Here is a 19,886-nt window from a genome sequence, read left to right on the forward strand (position 1 = left end):
AATAAGGGAGTATAAAGATGAAGAGGCAGATCCTGGTCGGCTCGTTAATCCTGCTGTTCGCAGCGGCTTTGGCAATAGCAGACGATTCTTATAAGCCCGGCGCATTACTTGTGCGTTTTGCAAACCCCAAAGCTACTACACAAGCGAAGAATGCCGTTTTGAGCGCAATTTCCGGCAATCCTTCTACCAATGTAGTTAAAGAATACCGCATTGTCCCGGGGCTTGCACTTGTACAGCTTCCCACTGGTATGACAGTGAAGCAAATGCGTGTTTTTGCGGCCCTGTCTCCGGATATTCTTTATGCAGAGCCGGTCTACAAATGCAGAAAATCTGCTGTTCCTAATGATGCGCGGTTCTCCGACTTGTGGGGGCTGCATAACACGGGGCAGGAAGGCGGCACCGCCGACGCAGATATCGATGCGCCTGAGGCCTGGGATTTGGATACAGGAGACGGCAGTGTTGTTGTAGCGGTTATCGATTCTGGTGTTGATTATACACACTCAGACCTCGCAGCCAATATGTGGCACAACCCCGGCGAAATCCCCGGCAACGGTATTGATGATGACGGTTCTGGATTTATAGATGATTATTACGGCTGCGACACTGGTTCTAATGATGCTAATCCAATGGATGACTCGGCAGATCCCGGCCACGGTACTCATGTTTCAGGTATTATTGGTGCGGTCGGCAACAATGGGATTGGGGTTACCGGCGTCTGCTGGAACGTCAAGATTATGGCCGTAAAAATCGCTGCCGATGATGGTACTCTCTATTACAATGCAGCTATCGATGGTATCGAGTATGCCGTAAGCAAAGGCGCCAAGGTTATAAATGCCTCCTGGTACCTCGACCCTTCCAGCGGGTTCCCGCAAGCCCTTTACGATGCGATTGAGGCAGCAGAGAACGCCGGCGTTCTCTTTGTTACCGGCGCAGCAAATGACGATAGAAGCATTGACGCAATGCCTTATTACCCTGCAAGTTATACTCTGGATAATGTCATCTCGGTAATGGCAACTTCAAATATCGATGAAAAGGCATATTATTCCAATTTTGGTCTTATATCTGTAGACCTTGCCGCACCAGGCGGGGAGCAATACGATGATGGTGACCCAAGGGGTATTCTGAGTACAATACCGGGTAACCAGTACGAATATTATCAAGGCACGTCAATGGCTGCTCCGTACGTTGCAGGAGCTTGTGCGTTACTTTGGACCGCTGACCCCAATCTGACCTACACTGATGTCAAGGGATTCCTGATGGATTATAGCGATCCGCTTGCGTCTCTAACGGGTCTTTGTGCTACCGGCGGGCGATTGAATTTATATAATTCGCTGCATGAGGTTCTGTTTGATTCTACTTCGCCGTTGCCCGACCCTGCTGAATGGGAGTTCGTGCCCCAGGCGACTGGTTTGCATACAATCATTATGCAGGCCAAAGAGGCAACCGACCACTCCGGAGTTGAGTACTATTTTGTGTGTACAGATGTTGATTCGGGAGGTCCAAACCCTGCTTTCGACAGCGGCTGGCAGGATAGTACGTTGTATACTCGCAGCGATTTTACTGAGAACACAACATATACTTTCACGGTAAAATATCGTGATAAATCTGATAATCATAACGAAACTGCACCGTCGATAGCGAGATCTGCCGCAACTGCTAATGGTACAGATAATCTCCCTCCGTTTTCAAATCCGAGCCGATGGAAGATACGGCCTAAGGTGCAAAGGATTCGGCCGACTCCTCGCGTTGGTATGGAAGCCATGGCCTCTACCGATGAAAACGGCCCGATAAGCTATTTTTTCACATGTGTGGATGTAGATGGTACAGGTCCTAACCCCGCTTTAGACAGCGGTTGGATTACAGCTATATATACAATATCATCAGGGCTTAATGTAGGCAGCAGCTATACCTTCACGGTCAAAGCCAGAGATTTCTTGCTTAACGAGACCGCCGAGTCTGACCAGGCGACTGTAACGATAAGCAGCGAGGGTGGGAATTTACTTACTGTCCCGAGACCTTACACCACAATTCAGGATGCCGTTAACGCCGCAGTTGATGGGGATACTGTCGAGGTCAGGCCCGGCACATATACCGGTACCGGCAACCATGCCATAGACTTTGGAGGCCACAACATTATTGTACGAAGTATGGACCCCAACGACCCGGCTACGGTTGCAGCTACGGTTATTGACTGTGGCTTTGAGAACAGGGCCTTTTATTTCCACCACGGTGAGGACCATAACTCGGTTGTTACCGGTTTTACAATCGTAAATGGCTTAGGTATGGATGATTCTGGCAATCCGTCCGATAACGGTTATGGCGGAGCCATAGCCTGTTTTAACGACAGTGAGCCTACAATTACAAAGTGCGTTATTATGAGTTGTTTTGCCGCGGGCAATAGCGGCAGCAACGGCGATCCCGGTGCCGATGGAGGGCCTGGTGCAAATGGTGATGATTACGATGCAACCAACGGCACCCCAGCAACCGACGGCGACGACGGCGGCGACGGCGGCGATGGCGGCGACGGCGACGATGGCGGTAGTGGTTTTGGCGGAGCGTTTTACTTCGATAGTGGAAGTCCGGAAATTCGACAGTGCAAAATTATCGCCTGTGGAGCCCTTGGCGGCAATGGCGGAACGGGCGGCGACGGCGGCAATGGCGGCGACGGCGGCACCGGCGGCAATGGAGGCAATAGCGCAGTCGGTGCCGGCGGCGGCGACGGCGGCGACGGCGGCAGAGGCGGCAGAGGCGGCGGCGGCGGTATTGCTTTAGGCGGTGCGATGCACTTCGGCACTGCTTGCAGGCCCACAATTGTTGAGTGTGAAATTACAGGCTGCGGTGTCATAAATGGGGGAGGTGCTGCTGCCGGAAATGGCGGCGACGGCGGAGATGGCGGCAACGGCGGAAATGGCACTACAGGCGGCCCCGGCGGCACCGGCGGCAACGGCGAAAACGGCGGATTTGCCGGGACAGATGGGCTGTCAGCAAGGGGTGGGGCTTTATACTATGCACAAGGCTGCGTTGTTACTATTGCGGACACCATAATCAGAGATAATACGCTTTTTATTAATGATAGTGGTACTCACAGTGGCGGCGATGGCGGCAATGGCGGTAACGGCGGCAATGGCGGCGATGGCGACACTGGTGCTGGCCAATGCGGTTCCGGCGGCGATGGCGGCTACGGTAGGATAGGCGGCGATGGCGGTGAAGTTGGTTCTGGTAGTGGTTCATGCAGCGGTGGTTTGGACAGACCGGATAATTCGGCTTATAACCAACTGAATTCGACGGATGTTCGGGGAGGCGGTAATTATTATGGACCTGATTGTATAGTTGGTATTACCGCTTGCACGATAAGTGGTAATGATGCCGGCGGCCAGAATTCCTTCGGCATAGTTGGTTGGGGAGGCGGCGAGTTTTATGAACGCAACTGCAATTCTGTATTTAATAATTGCAAAATAGAAGATAATAATGCGAGCGTTGACGGGGGCGGGATTGATTTCAATTCCGTCAATGCCAGCGGCTCAGCGACGCTTAATTTCTGTGATATAACTGGAAACAGCGCCAGCGCGGGCGGCGGCATCTTCGGCGGAAGTGTCTATGGGACTTTTACCATAAATATATCCGACAGTAATTTCCGCGAAAATGATGCGCTGTTCGGCGGCGGGATATATCTGGAAAGAACAAACCTGACGATTGAGGATTCCATCTTAAGCGGCAACACAGCTTTTGAAGGCGCCGGAATGTGGAATTATGACTGTACAACGACGGTTAAAGGATGCTCCGTAAAGGAAAACGAGGCATCATTCGGCGGAGGATTTTCTTTAATCGAGTCCCGCGTTAGTATCGAAAACACTAATTTAACCGGCAATCAAGCCTCTTCTTCTTTTTATGGCACCGGCGGCGCGTTGTTTTTCGAAGGCTGGTCCGACGACCCGCATCAGATTACTAACTGTCTTATAACTGACAACAATGCATATGCATATGGCGGAGGCGTGTCGATCAATCGCGGCTCATGGGTTCAAATTAACAACTGCACCCTTGTGGGAAATGATGTCATCGGCCCCGATGGCGTCGGCGGCGCCGTAAGCAATGCGGAATTTTGGGCCTGGGCCGAGATAGATAATAGTATTTTGTGGGGTAACCGGGCGGAAGCCGGCGGTTCTCAAATCGCAGTAGGAAACCCCTTTGGTTCATATCCGTCTGGAGATGGTCGTTATGCAGATGTCTATGTCAGCAATTCCGATGTTCAGTACGGCGAAGGAGACGTCTGGCTGGAAGATGAAACCCAAACATATACCGCTTTGTGGTGGCTGGGGGGTAATATTGATGAAGAGCCGTTGTTCGCCAGCACCAGGGCCGACGAGCAGACTTACTTTTTAAGCCAGATTGTTGCGGGACAGTTAAGCGATAGTAACTGTGTCGATGCCGGAGACGGCACCGCCAGTGCCCTTGACGCTATTATAGGGATACCGCTGACGACTCGAACCGACCTTGTTGCTGATGCCAACACTAATGATATTGTTGATATGGGTTATCACTACCCGGCAAGTTCTGTTGTGCCGCAATACGAGTTTACAGTTGAGGTAGTGAACCAGGGGTATGGCACTTTCGGTACGGTTGATGTAAATTTGCCGCCTTTGATATTGGTGTCAGATGCTAATACATACGATGTCAACCAGGGCAGGGTAATAGAGCTTCGCGCAGAGCCGAACGATGGCTGGGAAGTTTATCAATGGACAGGGGCTGATTATCTCCCTGTGCATCCGACGGACCAGAATTACAATACGGTAACGATGAATTCTGATAAGACGGTGACCATCGAATTCGGGCCTAAAAACGCGTATAAGTTGGTTACTCATGTCATTGGCGACGGCACGATATCGCCGTCGGGTCTCAATACCTATTCTCCTGGCACTGTGGTAACTTTGAAAGCTACTCCTGCAAATCCTTCTCAGGTTGTTATATGGACAGGTACCGACGACGACCTCTTAGACACGCAGTACAATACGGTAACTATGGATGCGCATAAGGAGGTTTTCGCTGAGTTTTATTCGCCGAGAACACTTTATGTCCCTGGTCAGTACCCGTCGATTCAGGCGGCCATCGATGATGCTGACGATAGGGATATAATCGAACTTAGTGCGGCGCCAGAGCCTTATTACACCCAGTTTGGTTTTGAAATCTACGATAAGGCTATTACAATAACCAGCACCAATCCTGATGACCCGTGCTGTGTTGCTAATACGATTATTCAGATGGATGCCGGCGTGGGCGAAAATCGCGACACTATTTTCCGTTTTTATGGCGTAGAGCATAATACAATTCTGAATGGTCTTACAATTAGAGGATTTATTGGCGGGGGCTTTACCGCGGTTGCTGGCAGAGCATGCGATGATGTCAACGGTCCTGGATCTAACGGTGGAATGAATGCCGGAGGTGGGATATCTTGTTATGTAGCTTCACCGACCATTAAAAACTGCGTGATTTCCGATTGCACTATGATAGGCGACAATGGCGGCAATGGTTTCAACGGTTGCCAGGATTATCCCGATGGTTTTCCGGGTGGTTGGCCGGGAAGAGCCTACGGCGGCGGCGCGGCCCTTTTCTACAACAGCAGCCCAATCTTTATAAATTGCGTCTTTAGAAATAACAACGCTATTGGCGGCAATGGCGGTGATGGTGGAAGTGGCAATAGTGCAATCCCTGGGCCATGGGGACGTGGCGGCCCAGGCGGCGGCTGGTATTACGGGGAAGGCAGCTACTGGTATAATCACGACTGGCCGAATGGTGAGTATTGTGATGGGGGTGGGTGTTGGTTTGACCTGTACACTGAATACACCGGCCGCGGCGGTGCGGTATATGTCGGCCCGAGCTGCTCTCCGGAATTTATAGGTTGCACTTTTACCAATAATAAGAGCTTCAGCGGCACCAATGGGATTTGCGGTCAGGGCGGTAATCCGTATAGCGGTCGGGATGAACCGGCCAGCCGCTATAGGATAGATAACTCCGGCGGTGCGGTATATGTCGCCGGAGCCAGCACAGCGCAATTTATAGACTGTGTGTTCAATAACAACGCGGCCGATATCAATAACCTCCCGGATAGCAGCGACATGTTCGTTAGTTATGGCGGTGCAATTGCTTTTGAAGACGAGGCAGACCTTACCTTCGAAGGATGTACTTTCAATAACAATTTGGCAACAATTGGCGGCGGTATATATTCGAGCAATTCCAGCCCGCTGATTGGGGATTGTAACTTCCTGGCTAATTCAGCTTTCCACGGCGGCGGTGCGCTTTTAGTTAGCGGGACGGTCAATATTGACGGAACCAGTTTCAACGAAAACGAGGCAACAGTTACGGCCGGCCAGGGCGGCGGGTTATGTCTACTTGGCACAAATGCCGGAATTGTTGACTGCAATTTCGCTAATAACAGCACACGCGGCTCCGGCGGCGGAATCTATTTCTCCAATAAGAATGTCTTCGGTGAGGATATATCAGGAGACAATCAACTGCTTGTTAAAAACTGCCTGATAACAGGTAACTCTGCCAGCAGGGACGGCGGAGGTATTTCGTCAAATTGGTACTCGGAGCCTAATATCGTCAATTGTACCATTGCTGACAACGTAGTTACAGGAGTCGGCTTTGAAGGCGGGTTTGGCGGTGGAGTATACTGTTCGTATAGCAGTTACGTTAATATCATTAACAGCATCCTATGGGGCAACTCGGGCAATATCGGTGTTCAAGGCTCACAGCTTGCCATTGCCACCGGTGTTCCGTACGACCCGAGGCTGTCAACAGTAAATGTCGCATATAGTGATATTCAGGATGCCAATGACCCGTGCGCGTTTGGCAGGACAGTAGAGGCGCTTGACCTTGTCTTCTGCATAGATACGACCGGCAGTATGGCTGATGATATCGATGCTGTTAAAGCTGCTGTAAATCAAATAACCAGCGCTATAGTAACTGAAGTTAATGATTACAGAATCGCCGTGATGGACTATAGAGATTTTAATGAGACTCCATATGGTAGTGATGAGACTGATTACCCATACAGGGATGTTTTGGGTTTCACAACAGATACAAGTTTAGTAGCAAATGCGATTAATTCATTAACCGCTGCTGGTGGCGGTGATACACCTGAATCGGTCTATGCGGCCCTGATGGATTGTATCAACCATAACTCGCTGGCGGCGGCGCTTGGCGGCCAGTTGCACGGGGCCAGCCCCGCATCAACTGGACCGGGAGCCTGGCGGACAGGCGCAGGGGTGATGAGAGTAATTCTTCTTATGGGTGACGCTGAGCCTCATGACCCAGAGCCTTTTACGAATTATACGGTTGAAGATATTATCGCAGCGTCCAGCGGCAGTGATCCCGTACGCATCGTCTCGCTGATGGTTGGCGCAGATGTTAATGCGACCAATTATTTCGAAAGGTTGGCCGGCGAAACAGGTGGAACATTCATGCAGGCCGATAGCGCTGCAGATGTAGTTGATGCGATGCTGAATGCGATTAACATGGTTTCACAGACCCCAGACCCCATCTTTGTTGATGTTAATTGCGTTCTTAACTGGACCGACGTCAATCACAGATGGGACGCCAACAGTCATAATATCAATGCAGACCCCTGCTTTATTGCGGGTTATTATCTAAGTCAGGTCGCTGCCGGGCAGGATATAAACAGCCCGTGCATTAACGCAGGAAATGTTGATGCGAATGACCCGAATATCGGCCTTGATACCTACACGACCAGAACCGACAGTTTCCCTGACGTCAACGACCCCAACTACCCTGACCCGAACAGCGCCATTGTAGATATGGGTTATCACTACAGGTTGTTCATAGCGCCGCGATACGAGTTACTCGTTACAGCCGATGAAGTTCCTGACCTTGACTCGGGGCAGCAGCCTGTGGTTGATCCTAACGGAGGGTCCTACTATCAGTACACTGTAGTGCATCTGAACGTCAGTCCAAATCCGCCGCCGTCTGGCTACCAGGTTTTGTGGACCGGTACGGACAATGATGGGCTTACCGGCACCGAGAACACGGTGCTGATGGATAGGAACAGGACGGGGACAGACAAGGTTACCGTGACGTTCGTGAGGAACGTCTGCGATTTGACGACCGGCGTAATTGGCTACGGCGGAACTATTATGCCCGCAGATGGTAATTATCCGCGCGGCGCAGTCGTAGTTCTTACTGCCTCTCCGAATGCAGGTTACAGAGTCAAACGGTGGATTGGGACGGATAATGACAATTCTACCTCCACAAATAACACCATTACTATGAATGGTGACAAAACAGTTTCGGTTGAGTTCGAACAGCCCGTGACTATCACTGTTCCCGGCGACTTCTCATCACTTCAGCAGGCGCTGGACGCGGCCGAAGAGGGCGATACGGTCTTGATTGCTCCGGGCACTTACACTACTTCCACAGGTTACTATATTCACGATTCGAACATTATTATAAGCAGTATTGTTCCTGAGGACCCATGCGTTGTTGCCGCGACAACAATCGAAATGCAAATCGGAGATGAGGGCTACATCAGCACGAGCGCTTTCGCAATTTATAATGTAGGTCCTGAAACAGTTCTTAACGGTATTACTATCAGAGGGTTTGTCCACCAGGCTTATAGTGGACTTCCTGGTGATGAATTGGGCGAGGATGGGTATAATGGTGCACACGCCTTCGGCGGTGGTATCATTTGCTATATGGCGTCTCCGACCATTAAAAACTGTAGATTTGTTGATTGCAGTGTTATTGGCGGAAACGGCGGCAACGGCTATAACGGTAGCGGCAGCAACCCGGATGACCCCAATATTAACGGCACCGATGGCGGTTGGCCGGGCAGGGCTTACGGCGGTGGATTGGCCTGTCTCGTCGATAGCAGTCCATCCGTTATTAATTGCACTTTTGAAAATTGCACTGCAACGGGAGGTAATGGCGGCGATGGCGGCAACGGCGGTACTACCGAAGATTCCTACGGACAAGGCGGACGCGGCGGCGGTTGGTATTACGGCGAGAGTAACCGAGAGTGGTATCGCCGCCCATGGGTCAACTCCAGTCAAGGTTATGAAAGATTTGGGCCTGCCATGAATAGCTTCTATGACTTTTACAACGAGTATTCAGGCCGAGGCGGTGCGGTGTTCATCGGTGAACAGTGCGCCCCGACATTTACTCATTGCACTTTTATCAATAACCGAACCGAAGGCGGTACCTGCGGAATTACAGGCTTGGATGGCTGGCCGCCGCAGGATAGAGAGGAGCCCAGCATACACTGGGAAATTGAGAACTTCGGCGGTGCGGTATTTTGTGAAGCAAACAGCACGCCGGTATTTACCGACTGCAACTTTGCGGGTAATACGGCTGACACCACCTATCTGGCCGACAACGACGACCCATTTGTAAGCTATGGCGGCGCTTTGGCTTGGGAAAAAGGTGCAGGTGTTGTCCTTGAGAGCTGTAAATTCAGCGACAATTTGGCAGCTATCGGCGGCGCAATGTATGGTTCCGATGCCGATGCCGAAATTACCGACTGCAACATCTCCGGCAACTTGGCATACCAGGGCGGTGGATTCTTCGGTGCCTCCGGCTCAGCGACAATACAAAAATGCATTGTCCATAACAACTTCGCCGGGATGGCAGAAAACAATGCAGGCGGACAAGGCGGTGGAATCTACAGCGCCTCTATGGCAGTTGAAATCTCCGATTCTAATATTTCTTACAATGAGGCCAACACCTCCGGCGGAGGCTTATTCTTAACAGGTGTCACGGGCTCACAAACTGTTATGAACTGCTTGATTACAGGTAATTTTGCTGGCAGAGACGGCGGCGGTATTTCGTCAAATTGGCATTCAGAGCCTAACATCGTCAATTGTACGATTGCAAACAACGTTGCTACTGGAATCGGCTTTGGCGCTGCATATGGCGGCGGAGTGTACTGTTCCTATGGAAATTACACCAATATAGTTAACAGTATTCTTTGGGGCAACTTAAGTCAAAATGGCCCACAGCTTGCTATCGGAACCGGCTTCGAATACGACCCGAGGCCTTCCACGGCGAGTGTTTCCTATAGTGATATTGAAGGTGGACAGTCAGGTATCTTTATTGACAGTGGTTGCACGCTCAACTGGTGGGGAGTCACAAACCTCCAGGCAGACCCATATTTCGTAACCGGGCCGCTGGGCAGCTACTATCTCAGTCAAATAGACACCAACGACCCCAATCAGACCGCTGACAGCCCCTGCGTTGAAGCCGGAAATGACCTGGCAAGCGATATCGGCTTGTCATACCCATATACCACACGTACCGATGAAGTATTTGATACGAATGTGGTAGATCTGGGCTATCATTACCTGCTTGCTCATCCGATAGAGTTCTGCAGTTTCTGTGACTTGTCCAACGACGGAGACGTTGATCTTGTTGACTTTGCGATATTCGCACTGTCCTGGCTTGACGATGGTTGCTCAAAGGACAACAACTGGTGCGACGGAGCCGACTTTACGTTTGATTCGTACGTTAACTTCGAAGACTTGAACTTATTCTACGAATGCTGGATTTCAGAAGATAATGAGGCTCCGCTTCCAAATCCGAGCAAGTGGAAGGTAGCGCCCCACTCGACTACTACAACGCCTCCTTATGAAATCAGCATGACAGCCGAACCTGCCTTTGACGCCTGGGGCGGACTTGTCGAGTATTACTTCGAATGCGTCACCGGTAATGCCGACAGTAACGGTTGGGTCTCCAATACGACATACGTTATCACCGACCTCGACCCGAATACCACATATGGCTTCAGAGTAAAGGCTCGTGATGAAAGAGGCCACGAAACCCAGTGGTCGGCAATCGGTTATGCATCAACCGGCCAGGCGCCGGTAGAGGTAGACACCACTCCGCCTGAACCTCCTACTATGACCTGGGCTTCGCCGCCGGCGGCAGTGCCAGGAAGCTCAACTGCGATTACAATGACGGCAACGACCGCTACTGACAGCAGCAATCCTGTAATGTATTATTTCGAATGTACCAGCAACGGCACCTTCACCAGTGCTTGGCAGATAAACACGACCTATTTGGCTACTGGTCTTGCTCCGAGTACTTTGTATACATTTACGGTTAAGGCTCGAGATAACGCTGGTCCCCCTAACGAAAACCTCCCGTCAGCCCCAGCTTCTGCGACCACTAATGCGGAAGAAGGACCGGTGGATAACCAAGCGCCGGGACCTGTGGCATGGCTAGTGGAGCCTTACGAAACCGGCAGCGGGTTCGATGCCAGGGTCTGGATGACAGCAGTAACAGCCACAGATGCGGGAGGTAACGGCGTGTGGTATCAATTCGAGTGTACCGATGTTTCAGGTCTCTATAGCGGTGATTGCGGAAATCTTACGGATGGCTACAGCAGTGACTGGATAGCTGCACCGGAATGGAACAATATATGTATACATCTTGCTAATCAAGGCCACACCTTCCGCTTCAGGGTTCGTGATAACCTTTGGAATGTAAGTGCTTGGTCGTCTACTCTGCCGGCTTTATAGTATCAGCGAAATTTTGCTTTGGCTTTTAGCCCGCAAAATTGGCCTTGAGCGTCTGATAGCCGTAGTGTGCCAGCAGATGGTCGAGTATTACTATAGCTGTATAGTTCTCGGCGACAGGCCATATCCTCGCCACAATCGTGGGGTCACGCCTGGTAATAGCCGCCAGTCCTTTGTTTTCGAGTGTATATTTGTCGATTGTCTTCTGTGGTTTGTCGATTGTCGGCGTCGGCTTGACCGCAAGTCTGACGACGATTGGTTGGCCTGTTGAAAGCCCGCCCGTAATCCCGCCGGCATTATTTGACTCGAAAGTAACCTTCCCCTTTTTCGCCTGCATCTGGTCGTTGGATTGGATGCCCGTCATATCTTTCACCGCAAAACCTGCGCCGACCTCTACGCCTTTAACGGCCCCGATACCTAACATCTTGCCTAATTCAGCATCGAGTTTATAGAAGACCGGCTCACCCAGACCTGTCGGCACGCCGGTCGCGACTATTTCAACTACGCCGCCGGATGAATCTCCTGTCTTGGTTATCTTGTTGCACGCTTTGACCATTTCCTCGGCAGCTTCGATATCCGGGCAGTTGACGACATAGTGCACGCCGTATTTCTCTTTGACCTTGCTGTCGCTCATCTTTGGTGCTTTGCTGCGAATAGCGTCGATTTCATTCTCGATTTGGGCAAATACAGCCGCCTTTTCCAAAAACCGCATATCCATATTTACCCTGCCTTTGACGTAGATTTCCTGGTAGAACGGGTCAAGGTCGTGCCGCATTTTTTTATACTGCTCGGTATAGGCAAAGGCCTTGTCGTGTGGGACATCGGGACAGCTGACACTTGCGAGTTCTTTCACGTATGAGAAGATTTCAATGCCGCATTTTTTCAGGATTTTTTTGGCTACATATCCGGCTGCGACAATAGTCGATGTATATCGTCCGCTGAATATGCCTGCACCGATTGCGTCGTCATCAGGGCCGTACTTAATAAATGATGCGTATGATGCGTGCCCCGGCCTCGGCGTGCGGTTTGTGTCCTGATATTGCTCTATATGGACGAAATGCCGGTCGAGGTTTGGAATCAGTATTGTCAGCGGCGTCCCGTTGGTGTGGTTTTTGTTTTTGGCTCCCGCAATAGTATCGGCGGCGTTCAGCCCGTTGTAAATAACCGGCAGGTCAGGCTCTTTTCGCGGGCTGCTCAATTCGTCGGCTCCCGGCTTTCTAAGCAGCAAATCGCCGTAAATCTCCTGCTCAGTTAGTATCATCCCCGGCGGAACGCCCTGTATAACAGAAGTTAAACCTTCCTGGTAAGACCCGCCTGCCACCGTTACCTGAAACATCCGTCCTAAAGAGCAGCCAATCATTTTTCAAGCTCTCCTTAAAGTTACTAATAATTTGTCATTCCTGCGCAAGCAGGAATCCAGAGTTAGAATCGAACTGAGGCAGTATAACCCTATTTATAGAAAACTTCAAACTTTTCCCAGAAGTCTGGGAATGATTTCGCTACGCACATCTCGTTTTCAATTGCTTGGTCGCCTGTCGCCAGTCCCGCAACAGCAAAACTCATCGCAATCCTGTGGTCGTTATGCGGGTCTATCTGTGCGCCGTGTATCTTTCCGCCGCCCTTTATAATAAGCGAATTTTCATCGCACGCCGCCTCTGCGCCCATTTTCCCAAGCTCCGAAGCCATTACCGCCAGTCTGTCGCATTCCTTATTTCTCAAATGCCCTATATTCGTGAGCCTGCTTTCCCCCTTCGCAAATGCGCACGCTATAGCTACTGGCGGAACCAAGTCCGGCAGGTCGCTCATGTCCTGCTCAATTGCGGTTAGTTTCCGCCCCGTGATGCAAATCCCATCATTTGTTTCTGATACCTCGCATCCCATCTGCTCCATCAGCGGGAGAAACGCCTTGTCCCCCTGTTTTGTGTCAGGCCGCAACCCCTTTACAGTAACTTTCGCTTTACAAATCGCCCCTGCCAGGAAGAAAAATGATGCGCTGCTGTAATCGCCTTCTATTGTTATCTCTCTCGCCGAATACCTTCCCTTCGGAATTTCTATCTGCTTGTAATTACTGTTTTTCGCCTTTATGCCGAACTCAGCCATCATTTGCAGACTGATGTCGAAATATGGCTTTTCCGTCATTTCATCGACGCATTTCAGCGTTACTTTCTTTTCCGCGTAAGGCGACGATATGACAATCGAGCTGAAATATTGTGAACATTCCCCGCCTCTTATCTGTGCTTGGCCGCCTTTAATCCCGCCGCCGTAAACTTTGATAGGCGGAAAACCTTCTTTGTCGAGATAATCTATCCTGCATCCTAATTGCCGCAGTCCCTCCACCACTTCTCCGATAGGCCTTTCGGTAATCCTTTTGCTCCCCGTGATAACTATCGGCTTGTCAGATAGATTGGCCGCCGAAGTTAGAAAATTCATCCCTACTCCGGATTCGCCTACGTTTAATTCGTCTTTTACCGGCGTGTATTTTCCGCCTGTGCCTGTTACGGTTAGCTTATCACTTCCGGCTTCGATTTTTATGCCAAGCCGTTTCAGACACTCAATCACATTTCGCTGGTCTTCGCCGAACAGAGGGTTGTAAATCGTGCATTCACCGGCACTTAGAGAGCTGATAATTAAGGCACGCAAGGTGTGTGCTTTGGATGGCGGAGCATCCACAGTAACATCAGTATTACGGATTTTATTTACGATTTTCATAATCAGAATTGTATTTCTACCAGAAATTGAGAGGAATTAAAAGAAGTTTTTGATTTTGACAGTCCTGGGGATGTTTAGCTTACTTCGGGTATAAAGTTGGTCGTATGGTGTTTTTAATAATCTTTGAGGGAGTTATAAATACTTTTGCAGGCGGGCAATATCAAAGGTGTGATTTTGCAGTCTTTGCAGGCCCAGTGGAATAAAATCTTCTGGTCCTCGGAATTAAGATTGTTCTTGGCGTAGGGATGTCGGATATATTCGTCCACACAGCAGGGCGGAAAACCAAATAAAAAACCCTCGAAACGTATAGTCTGCGCAGATTTATCTATCGGCGTGCCGGCAAATCGTTTTTCGTAGAGTTGAATGTAACCGGCCGATGTGCCGAAAATATTTTCTAAAACCTCCTTGCCGGTCTTGACCGTTCGCCGGATTTGTTTCGTAAGCAGGCCTATTTGTTGTAACAATCCGAACCCGTGGCCGTCTAAAGGTTTTTCCCATCTGCTTAATGGCTTTAGTCCCTCACAGGTAAGCAGGGCAAGATATGCCAGTTCAAAGTCGATTTCCTTAAGGGCCTTGATATGCTGTTTGAGTTCCTGCGAGTCAAAATCCAAATCTGCTTCCCTTCAACCGTCTCGCTGTTTAGCGTCCTAATCTTGTCCCGGCTCGGTGCTCTCCAGCCATTTGTCGGCGAATTCAGCAAAGTCGGCAAAGTCCTCTTTGCAGTCTTCATTTAAATCACCGGGCAAATGCAGCGCCCCTAAATCGCCGCAATGCCGCGGTATTTCAAGCGCCCTTGCCAAGTCCGCCACGTTAAGCCTGCCATCGACCTGTTCAACACCAGGATAATGGCCGTCGTAGCTGAACGAGCCATGCTCCATATAATGCAAAGCCATCTTAAAAGGAAAACTCACCGTTATGCCTAACTGTGGATTTGTTACCCCTCCCGGCCCCATAGGCATAGTTGCTCCGCAAATATCACATATGTGCGCCCCGTATTGCGGCCCCCACCATTTATATGTTTCACCCGGTAGGGCATCCTCTTCCCACGGCAATTCCTCGATAGCAGCAGCGCACTGTTTTGCCAGTTCAATTCCGTCGGGGATAAGGTCTTTGTCTTGGTCAGCGTCGTGTAGATTGTAACCCGCTGCAAGTTCCTCGCTGTCAGCTAAAAGGTCCCCATCGAGGTCGTTGGCGTCGGGGGCTAACTGGTTCGAGTCGACAACATAATTCAACGGCAACTGGTGCGCGTTGGGTTCATAAGGGTATCGCCGTTCAAGCGCCCTCATTAAAAGCGCTACATTAAGTCTTCCCTCGACAGGTTCAACGTAGTAACCGTCGTAGCTGAACGAGCCATGCTCCATATAATGCAGTGCCAGCTTAAAATCAAAACTCACCGTTATGCCTAACTTTGGATTTGTTACCCCTCCCGGCCCCATAACCACAGTTGCTCCGCAAATATCACATGTGTGCAGACCCATTTGCGGACTCCACCATTTATATGTTTCGTTCGGACCAGCTTCATTTTCCCACGGTAGGTTGTTGATATCAGTTGCGCAAAGTTTTGCTAATTCGACGCCGTCAGGTATTCCGTTGCGGTTCTCGTCAGCCTTGAATGCACGGTAGCCAATCGCAAGTTCTTCTTTATTGGCGAGCAAATCCGCGTCTGCATCCTGGCTGACAGGCAGTTCGTGCGGGTCAGGCGTATATGCAGCGAGGGCTTTATTTACCCCTGCAACTGACCCTAAAGCAATTACAGCGGCGGTGCCGGCTGCAAGAGCGCGTTTCTTGAACCTTTCTTCCCGCTTAGATTGTTCTCTAATATGTCTTTGATGTGCCCTTCTTAACTTCCTCATTTTTGTAACCTCCTAAAATAGCTTAACCCTTAAATTACCCCTTATCACAATACCCCCCAAAAGTCAAGAGAAAACCAGTATTAATTTAGTTTCCCCTGTCCCCATTTTTTTACTCATCCACTCATCCACTCATTCACGCATCCCCTCATCTACTCATTTACTTTCTGTCTTTTTTTCACAACTTTACATACATTCTTCACACTTTTATGTACATTTTTCGCAATTTCGTGCGCATTTTTACCAATTCTTACGCAAATTGAACGTATTTTAACCGCTTAAAGATTGCCTATTTTATCTATTTAACGTGAATTATTTTGACTTGTTTATTTTGTTGTGTACCAGTCGGCTATGTCGTCTTTGTGCTTGAGTATGATTTCGAAATCTTCCTTATCTATTGTGCCGTCAGCATTTATATCGCCGAGCAGGTAATTTTTGGGTGATTTTGCACTGGTCAGCAAGTTATCAATAAGAATAGTAAGGTCCAAATTATTGACAATGCCATCAGCATTTAGGTCATACAACAGTATGTTGTCATTATCTTGTTTAGTGACATTCCACGCCAAGCCGTAACGCTGGTTTGTTTGTATCTCATCGGTATCACTGGAGGTGACGACAAGCTCGTAATTTGTGATATTTGCATCGGCCTTGCAATAAATATGCTCGACGTTATCGACTTTGCTGTCGCTGTAATCGAGCAGATAGGTATTGTTGGGTTCATCTGTATCAACAGCCCAGAGTTCAAGCCGAAGGTCAGCATCTTCATCCGGCATCGGGTCAAAAGGATAAACGTCGCTGAAATGCTTGTTCCATACGACCGTGGCGGTAATAAAGTTTTCGTTCGGTTCCGGGAGGGTGATTTTGTAGATGTTTTCCGGGGTCTTACTTTCAAGCTGGTTATTGTCCCATCCGAGGGTGGGGACAGCAGACAGGCCGGGCTTGGTCTGGCCTGCGATTAGATTTCTATATGCGCCAACGGCGTTTAACATTCCGGCACCCTGGAGAAAATCCAACGGCGCCTCGTGGTCATCGTCTTTTTCAAGTTTGCCTTTATGCCAGTAGGGCAGTTTCTTTGCCGAATTCAGCAGGATAGCTTTCATTACGCAGTTTCCGCCTTCTTTTGCGACAGCGGGGCTTAAATCCATGTCTCCTTTGGCCTTTTGAACGAGCAGGCCGATTGCTCCTGCGACGATGGGCGTTGAGAAGCTTGACCAGTTGCCGGTCGGTTCGTAGCGGCCTGGGTCATTTGCATCGGCTGCCAGGCAGTTGCCGGGAGCGACGATATCGGGTTTGCATCGTCCCTCTGCGGTCGGCCCTAGGCTCGAATTCTCCGGGTAAGCGAGCGAGAAGTGCGATAATTTATCTGCGAGATTTTCGGCGTTTACGGAGTTAATGACTCCGACACCAATAGCATTGGAGCCGGCGCCTGGGTAAAGCAGGGGGTCGAAAGCGTCTGAGCCGTTTCCTATGCCGGCCACGACAATAATGCCGTCCTGCTCAGCCATTGCTTCCATTCCTCTTGTCCACCAGTCTTCAAACTGAGTGCCGAAGCTGGCGGTTACAATGTCCGCATCAGGCGGCGAGTGAGGAAAGATATTATTAGTTAAAAAATACCAAAATTCATAGTTATCAGCCTGGGCCTGTGGTGCAGCCCCCTGATAGTGGAATTGCCCCAGCTGTGGATTATAGGCATTGAGGTCTTCGCCGAGCAGTATGGAGCAGATAGCTGTTGAGTGGGGCGATATGTCGGCTGCAGGTTCGGCCTGGTCTATGAAATTTAGCTGTTTGTCTTTGAAGCAGCTATGCTCGATGCTTGGCTGGTAGTCATTTTGGGGTTCGCCGTCAATATAAGTATTACTTCGACAGATGACGGCGAATTTGACGCCGGCGCCTGTCAGGTTGGGGTCTAATTGCCTTAGCGTATAAATCCCGCTGAAATCTAATCCCTGCGGCTGCAGTACTTCGTCTGCAGCGACAGCGCTACCGGCCGCCAGCGAAACTACAATGCCGGCGAACAGACAAAGGCCAAATCTTTTTTCAACACCACAACCCATTCCGCTCCCCCGGAAATATTGGTTAGAATCGGAAAGGCAGAAAGCAGCTTCTCATCACGTTGCGGATAGTAAGTCTGCCCCCGAAATATGTCATTATGATACCATAAATGGGTTTCCTTTTCAAGTAAAATACCTGCAAAATATGGCGATTTCAGTATTGAAAATGCGGTTTTTGAAAAGTTAGTGCAGAAATCTTGCCTTTATAGGGCGTAGTTGTTATACTCTATGCGATTTTGGCCAAGGGATTGCCGTAAATATGAAAGTAATTTTGAATTCCGAACAAATCGAGCAGATTCTCAAGGATTTGACAAGCCGTATTATTTCCGAAACCCCGCCCGAATTGGCTCTTGCCGTAATTGGTATTCGCAGCAGAGGAGAGGTTCTCGCCCAGAGGCTGTCGGGCCGATTGTCGGAGGAGCTTGGCAGGGATGTTCCATGCGGGGTCCTCGACATCACACTTTACCGGGACGATTTAAATTCACCGCGCAGCGATGCTCAGCCACAGGTGCGAACTACTGAAATCGGTTTCGATATAGACGAAAAAATAGTTATTTTAGTCGATGATGTTTTATATACGGGGCGCTCGACGCGCGCGGCGATGGATGCCCTTATAGATTTGGGCAGACCGAAGGCGATTAAATTGGCGGTGCTTGTTGACAGGGCGGGAAGGGAATTTCCGATACAGGCGGATTACGCCGGTTACAGAGCAGATGTTGAACCGGGCGAATCGGTGCAGGTTTTTCTTTCTGAATCGGACGGCAAGGAAGAAGTCGTTATCGGGTAGATTATGGCGTTAATAAGAAAAAGTAAACAATTCCAGTGGCAGCACAAGCATTTACTTGGCTTACGAGATTTGAGCGCGGAGGAAATTACATATATTCTCGACACGGCCAAAGGTTTCGAGGTGATAAGCACGCGGTCGGTGAAAAAGGCGCCGCCTCTGCGTGGTAAGGTTGTCTGTAATCTGTTTTTTGAAGACAGCACGCGGACGCGAAACAGCTTTACCCTGGCGGCGAGCCGATTAAGCGCCGATGTTATAGAGTTTACCGAGAAGGTTAGCTCTGTCAGTAAGGGCGAGACGCTTTTAGATACGGCCAGGAACCTGGAGGCGATGGGGATTGATATTGTTGTGATTCGGCATAATGCCGGCGGAGCGTCGAAATTCCTGAGCAGGAATATTAACGCTTGCGTAATAAACGCCGGCGACGGTTACTGCGAGCACCCCACACAGGGTCTTTTGGATGTTTATACCATTCGCAAACATAAAGGTACTCTCAAAGGTTTGAAGATAGCAATTGTCGGCGATATTGCCCACTCGCGCGTCGCCCGTAGCTGTATGTGGGCGATGACAAAGCTCGGCGCCGAAGTGATATTCGTCGGCCCGCCGACGCTTATGCCGGCGCAGGTCGACAAGCTGCCGGTCAGTGTAAGCTATTCACTCGATGATGTCATCGAAAAGGTTGACGTGATAAATATGCTTCGGATTCAGTTCGAGCGGCTCGGCGGCAATCCTTTTCCTTCGGTGCGGGAATACTCACATTATTTCGGCCTGACGGTGGAGCGTATGAAAAAAGCGAAACCCGATATTCTGGTTATGCACCCTGGGCCGATTAACAGGGGCCTTGAGATGGAAAGCGAGGTGGCCGACGGCTCGAACAGCGTTATCCTCGAACAGGTTACAAATGGTCTGGCTGTGAGAATGGCGGTCTTGTTCCTGGTCAATCAGGCGGCAGCAATACAAGGATGATTAT

Annotated in this window: 8 protein-coding genes; 3 read left to right on the forward strand and 5 right to left on the reverse strand. The window is 50.0% G+C overall.

Annotation, left to right across the window (positions count from 1 at the left end; translation table 11 throughout):
- Window positions 1-17: 17 nt before the first annotated feature.
- Entirely contained in the window at window positions 18-11,525 is an 11,508-nt protein-coding gene (locus tag PHG53_04185; protein MDD5380824.1) for a S8 family serine peptidase, read from the forward strand.
- A gap of 25 nt (window positions 11,526-11,550) precedes the next feature.
- On the opposite strand, the gene PHG53_04190 is transcribed toward PHG53_04185, so the two are convergent.
- The 5 genes from PHG53_04190 to PHG53_04210 form a co-directional block, all read right to left on the reverse strand.
- The gene (locus PHG53_04190) at window positions 11,551-12,882 is read right to left on the reverse strand and encodes a chorismate synthase (GenBank protein ID MDD5380825.1); all 1,332 of its coding nucleotides are present in this window, start codon (window positions 12,880-12,882) and stop codon (window positions 11,551-11,553) included.
- Window positions 12,883-12,971: 89 nt separating this feature from the next.
- A complete protein-coding gene (gene aroA / locus PHG53_04195; protein MDD5380826.1) occupies window positions 12,972-14,231 on the reverse strand; it encodes a 3-phosphoshikimate 1-carboxyvinyltransferase in 1,260 nt (419 codons plus the stop codon).
- Window positions 14,232-14,344: 113 nt separating this feature from the next.
- Window positions 14,345-14,842, reverse strand: coding sequence for a hypothetical protein (locus tag PHG53_04200; GenBank protein MDD5380827.1), 498 nt, complete (start codon window positions 14,840-14,842; stop codon window positions 14,345-14,347).
- A gap of 36 nt (window positions 14,843-14,878) precedes the next feature.
- On the reverse strand, window positions 14,879-16,084 hold the full coding sequence (locus PHG53_04205; protein MDD5380828.1) for a hypothetical protein: 1,206 nt from the start codon (window positions 16,082-16,084) through the stop codon (window positions 14,879-14,881).
- 323 nt (window positions 16,085-16,407) lie between these two features.
- A complete protein-coding gene (locus tag PHG53_04210; GenBank protein MDD5380829.1) occupies window positions 16,408-18,135 on the reverse strand; it encodes a S8 family serine peptidase in 1,728 nt (575 codons plus the stop codon).
- A 256-nt stretch (window positions 18,136-18,391) separates the two neighbouring features.
- Here PHG53_04210 and pyrR point away from each other — a divergent pair, with 256 nt between their 5' ends.
- Complete coding sequence (gene pyrR, locus PHG53_04215) at window positions 18,392-18,919, forward strand: bifunctional pyr operon transcriptional regulator/uracil phosphoribosyltransferase PyrR (GenBank protein ID MDD5380830.1); 528 nt, start codon at window positions 18,392-18,394, stop codon at window positions 18,917-18,919.
- 3 nt (window positions 18,920-18,922) lie between these two features.
- A complete protein-coding gene (locus tag PHG53_04220; protein ID MDD5380831.1) occupies window positions 18,923-19,882 on the forward strand; it encodes an aspartate carbamoyltransferase catalytic subunit in 960 nt (319 codons plus the stop codon).
- The last annotated feature ends 4 nt before the right edge of the window (window positions 19,883-19,886 follow it).

This window comes from Phycisphaerae bacterium (assembly GCA_028714855.1).
In the GTDB taxonomy this organism is placed as follows: Bacteria; Planctomycetota; Phycisphaerae; order Sedimentisphaerales; family Anaerobacaceae; genus CAIYOL01.